This window comes from Yoonia sp. (assembly GCF_017854415.1).
In the GTDB taxonomy this organism is placed as follows: domain Bacteria; phylum Pseudomonadota; class Alphaproteobacteria; order Rhodobacterales; family Rhodobacteraceae; genus Yoonia.
Genome location: NZ_JAFMHR010000132.1, coordinates 1 through 5638 on the forward strand (window position 1 = coordinate 1; position 5638 = coordinate 5638).

The 5638-nt window shown below is 53.6% G+C and carries 2 protein-coding genes; both read left to right on the forward strand.

Features of this window, described 5'->3' with window-relative positions; translation table 11 throughout:
• A partial coding sequence (locus tag QZ197_RS13220) for a hypothetical protein (RefSeq protein ID WP_296432521.1) occupies positions 1-2702 on the forward strand: 2702 nt, incomplete at its 5' end.
• A gap of 166 nt (positions 2703-2868) precedes the next feature.
• Entirely contained in the window at positions 2869-5637 is a 2769-nt protein-coding gene (locus QZ197_RS13225) for a Hint domain-containing protein (RefSeq protein WP_296432522.1), read from the forward strand.
• Position 5638 lies beyond the last annotated feature (1 nt).

Here is a 5638-nt window from a genome sequence, read left to right on the forward strand (position 1 = left end):
GCGACTATGACGTTGATGTTTCTGTGCAATCCAATGGACAACGCACCCAAGTTGAACGCCCGATTGTCATTCCGCAGTCCGAGTGGTTCTACACAGCGATCGCTGATCTGACTTACGGCATTTACAGCAAAGACGGCAGCGACGACACCGAGACACGCACGACAGGCCGTCTGGCGGGGTATGCCGATGGTAAGACGGCGGGTGGATACCGCATCACCGGTTCTGTTGATACAGGCGAAGGTGCGTTGGATGAAATCTTTGAACGCCTTGACGAGAAAGACCCCCGCGCCGTGCTGCGCCGTGTTGGCGCGGCGCAAGGTCCACAGACCTTTGGCGATGACAGCCAGATCGTGGATAACACACCGACCTCGGGTAAGTTCTATTTGCGGATTGAACGGGATGGTAACTTTGCGCTTTGGGGCGACTATCAGGCGGATTTGACAGGCTCTGGTTATTTGCGCAACGAACGCTCGCTTTATGGCGCGCAGGCCTCTTATGACAGCCCGACAACCACAGCGTCGGGCGATGCGCGTTTTTCGCTGGACCTTTATGCTGCGCAACCCGATCAACTTGTGGGCCGCGAGGTGTTCCAAGGCACTGGCGGGTCAGTGTATTTTTTGCAGCGTCAAGATATCACGATCGGGTCCGAGACCTTGACGGTAGAACAGCGCGACGCTGATACGGGTCGTGTGATCGCGCGTCAGACGCTGGTGGCAGGACGTGACTATGATATCAACTATTTGCAGGGTGTGATTACGTTGTTCAGTCCGCTGACGTCGTCCGCCAACCCCAACCTGATCCAGTCCAACCCGGGCGGCGATGTGGTGGTGAACCTCGTCTCTCAGTATGAATACACGCCTGTCGCTACAGACGTAGACGGGTTCTCGCAAGGTGGCCGTGTCGAGGCTTGGGCCAATGACAGCCTGCGCCTTGGCGTAACCGCGATGAGCGATGATACGGGCGGTGCAGATCAAACATCTTTCGGCGTGGATGTGCGCCTAGAGCGCGGCGACAACAGCTTTGTACAGCTTGATTATGCAGAATCTGATGGCCCGGGCTATGGGTCATCTTTTTCGTCAGATGGTGGTGTATTGATCGACAATACTGCTGGTGCCGCGGGCAAGGGCACGGCCCTTAAGTTGGAAGGTCAGGCAGATTTGAGCGACTTCAACGCGGCGCGCTCTGGCATCGTTGGCGGCTATTATGAAGAGCGCACCGAGGGCTTTTCCACGCTTGATTATCAGGTCACTGCCGCGACAGGTGACGAAACTCTTTACGGTGCATACGCGCAGTCGGCCACGGACGCAGGTCTGGGCTATAAGGTATATGCCGATCTTTATGAGAATGCGGTCGGCAATGAGAAGACCGAAATCGGCGCCGAGGTTTCCGGTGATATCAGCGAACAATTTAGTTACACAGCTGGCGTTGAACATCTTGACGAGGTCACGAGCACGACCAATGGCAATCGCACTGACGTGGCTGGGCGCATAGCCTACAGTCCGCGCCAAGGGTTAAGTTATAGTGTCTTTGGCCAGAATGCAGTCAGCACCGACGGACTTGCAGCGTTTAACCGCTTGGGGTTGGGTCTCTCTGCAGAAGTGGGCAATGGTTGGAAGCTAGAGGCCGAAGTGTCTGATGGCACAGGCGGATTTGGTGCGCGCGCGCTGGCGGCTTGGTCAGATGATGCAGGCAATAGCACGTATTTCGGGTACGAACTGGACGCAGGCCGCGCCATCGATGCGGGCGTGTCTGCGCGTGACAATGGCGGCAAGTACATCATGGGCGGGCGTCGCCAGATCAATACTGATTTGGCAGTCGTGACTGAGAACAGCTATGACATCTTTGGCACCGCGCGAAACCTGTCCAATATGTATGGCGTTGAATACGCGCAAAATGATTTCCTGACGTATAGTGCGGTACTGGAAGTCGGGCAGGTTGCCGACAAAGTGAACGGTGATTTTGATCGCCAAGCACTGTCCTTTGGTGTGCGTTTTGACAACGACGCACTGACAGGACGCGCGCGCGTCGAATACCGTCAAGAGCGGGCCAGCAATGGGTCTACACGCGATGATCTGGACGCCGTCTTTTTCACCGCGGATGCGCGCTATCAGATTGACGACGCACAGCGTTTGATTTTCCGGCTGGATGCGTCCGAGACTGAAACTGATGGCAGTTCCATTCTGGATGGCGCTTTGATTGACGCAAGCATTGGCTATGCGCTGCGGCCGGTTGATAATGAACGTCTGAACGTCGTCGCCAGCTACCGCTATCTTTATGACATGTTTGGCCAGGAAATTGACGGTGTGGCAGGGTCAGGTCCGGTCCAAGAAAGCCACGTGGCTGACTTGCAACTGAGCTATGATCTATCCCGGCAGTGGACATTGGGCGCAAAAATAGGGGGGCGCTGGACCGACAGCGCAGAAGACAGCAGCTTGGCGTTAACAAGCAATGATGCTTGGCTGGGCATCGTCAATGCACGCTACAATGTCGTGCATAATTGGGATGTCTTGGTCGAAGCCCGTGTCTTTGATGCAGTCGATGCCGGCGCAACCGAAACAGGTGCTTTGGCTGCTGTTTACCGCCACTTTGGCGACAACGCCAAGGTTGGTGTTGGATACAACTTTTCAAGCTTCTCTGACGATCTGACCGATCTGACGCAAGATGATCAGGGTCTGTTCATCAATGTCATCGCAAAGTTCTAAACGAGAAAGAAGCTTCGGCATCTTAGATGACGAAGCTTCCCCGCGCTGTGCGTGGCGGTCTTGGCAGGCGATTACAGCTCCGAATTTCGGGGGAATTAATTGTTCGTAGTCAATTTGTGGGCAATCAGGTACTAAGATTGCATAATACAGAAATTGAGATTGACTGATGCCCACACCAATTTTGATCCTGAATGCCAGCTTTGAAAACCCAGCGCTACGCAATGGCAGATTTACGGAGACGGCGCCACCCGAGTGGACGATGGTTGGGGCGGGTGGAGCGTACGATCCGCGCAACGGGGACATAGGTAATGTAACCGGGCAGAACGTTTTTTACACGTCCGGGAGCGGGACAACTATCAGTCAGACTCTGGCCAAGACTTATAACGCGTCCGAGGTGTATACATTCAGCGCAGACATTGGCGATCCAGACTACAATGGCGCCCAATCTTACCAAGTCAATCTGTATGCAGGTGGAACTCTCATCGGATCCACGTCTGGTTCGACGGGAAACCTTGATACACTGCAAACCGTCACCATTGTGTCTTCGATATTCAATCCGTCGCTCAATGGGCAAAGTCTGCGCATCGAGATTGTCAATGTTGGCGGTGCGGGTGAAATGCACGTCGACAACGTACGCGGTGCTTTCGACGTCAGCCCAGATGGCATAGTCGACGGTACTGCTGGTGATGATGTTATTATTGCCGGTTTTGTTGACGCGCAGGGCGATGCTGTTGATGGTGCTGACGGCTTGGACGACGCGATCATTGCCGGTGCAGGCGACGACACAATCGCTGGTGGCGCAGGCAATGACACGATCACGGGCGGCACGGGCAATGATACTTTTGAATACGAAGCCGGAGACGGGCTTGATGAAATCACAGATTTCAATGCTGGCAATACCGGGTCGCTGACTGACGGGGACCAAAGCAACAATGACTTTCTGGATTTGTCGGAGTTTTACGACAATCTGCAGGATGCAAAGTTGGACTTGGCAGACGATGGCATTCTCAATGACGTTTCTGCTTTTGGTGCCGGCCAAGGTATTGATCTGAACGATGACGCAGAACTGACATTCGACAATACGAACCTGCTGTCGGACACAGACGGCGACGGCATCGCGGATGCAGACGACCTTGACGATGATAATGATGGCATTCTTGATATTTTTGAGCGCCAGACCCTTGATGAGGGACAGGGTGTCAGTATCGCGGGTGGTGGTGAAACTACCGTAACGCTCGATCCAGCTGCGACCGGATTGATCTTTGATATTCCTATTCTGGACAACAGCTTTAACATATCGATCAACGGAACCCAGATCACTTCGCAAGAGATCGAGTTTCAAGCAAATGATACGCCGACAGGGCAAAATATCCAGTTTGTCGACGGACCGAATTATCAAGAATCCGGTACTCCCGCAGTTTGGCAGATCACCGGAACGGATGAAAACCCAGTTGTGCGCGTCATCATCGACGACGACGGCAGCGTTTCAATTTTCGGCGCCAGATCCAACGAAGGCCCGCTTCAGGAGATGGAGCTTTTTAACGGGAACACGTTTAACACGTTCACTTGGAACGATGGTGGGCCAAACGTCATTATTGTGGATCAGGTTACCACAGGCCCAACCAACCTGATCGGTACGGTGTACAGCACGTTTGAACCGATTATCCCCTTGGATACCGATGGCGACGGCATCGTGGACAGACTGGACCTTGATTCAGACAATGACGGCATTTCGGATCTTGTTGAAAGCGGTCAGGATGCGTCCGTTGTAGATACCAATTCTGACGGCGTTGTTGACGGCGCAGTCGATTCAAACGGTGTGCCGCTCTTGTCGAATGGTGGCGTGATCCCTGTCGATAGTGACGACGATTCCATCGCTGATTTCCGCGATCTTGATAGTGATGGCGACGGGATTTCGGATTTTGTAGAGGCCCAACCGACCTCTGGTTACAAGCCCGGTGACGGGGATTTAACGGATGACGATGCCGATGGTGACGGTATTGTTGATTTGTTTGACAGCAATGATGGCACGCCGGGCGGTTTTGGCGGAAGCTTCGTGGCCCTCAACAATCAAGATGGCGATGCGAACCCAGATTATCTTGATAATGATACCGATGGTGACGGTCTATTCGACGATGACGAAAGCGGTTTGGGCGCGCCGGGCCCGGACCTCAATGGAGATGGTATCGGCGATAACATTGGCGTGTCATATGCTGACCCCGGTGGCGCAACCGATGGAACCGACCTTTCCACGTCAAACCTTGCCAACACCCCTGGTGTTGGCGATCCCGATGAACCCGATTTCAGAACCGTCTGCCTCGCCCGTGGGACGATGATCAAGACCCGAAAAGGCGATTTTCCGATAGAAGCCCTTTGCATTGGCGATCAGGTACTGACTATGGATCATGGGTATCAGCCCTTGCGCTGGATCGGGTCCAACGCGCTGGACGCGATTGACTTGACCCTGCAACCAAAGTTGAAGCCGATCCGCATTCGCGCCGATGCTTTAGGCATTGGGTTTCCGCAACAAGATTTGTTTGTGTCACCACAACACCGTATTTTGGTAAGATCTGTCATCGCGCAACGCATGTTCGATACCGATGAAGTCCTGATCCCAGCCAACAAACTTCTCACCTTGGATGGTATTGATATCGTTGAAGATCCGTCTGACGGCGTTGAGTATTTCCATATGCTGTTCGCAGCGCATGAAATTGTATTCTCCAATAGCGCACCAACAGAAAGCCTGTTCACAGGACGCGAAGCGATGAAAGCCGTTTCGGCTGCGGCAAAGCGCGAGATCGAGGTTCTGTTTCCCGAAATCTCCCAGCCGGATTTTCAACCAAAGCCTGCGCGGTTTATTCCCGGCAAAGGTAAGCTGATGAGAAAGTTGGCCCAACGACATCTAGAAAACAAAAAGCCCATCTATCACATCTAGA

What these genes read in the sequence shown, in the direction of transcription:
- QZ197_RS13225 (WP_296432522.1), top strand. Translation starts at nt 2,869, where the DNA reads ATGCCCACACCAATTTTGATCCTGAATGCCAGCTTTGAAAACCCAGCG.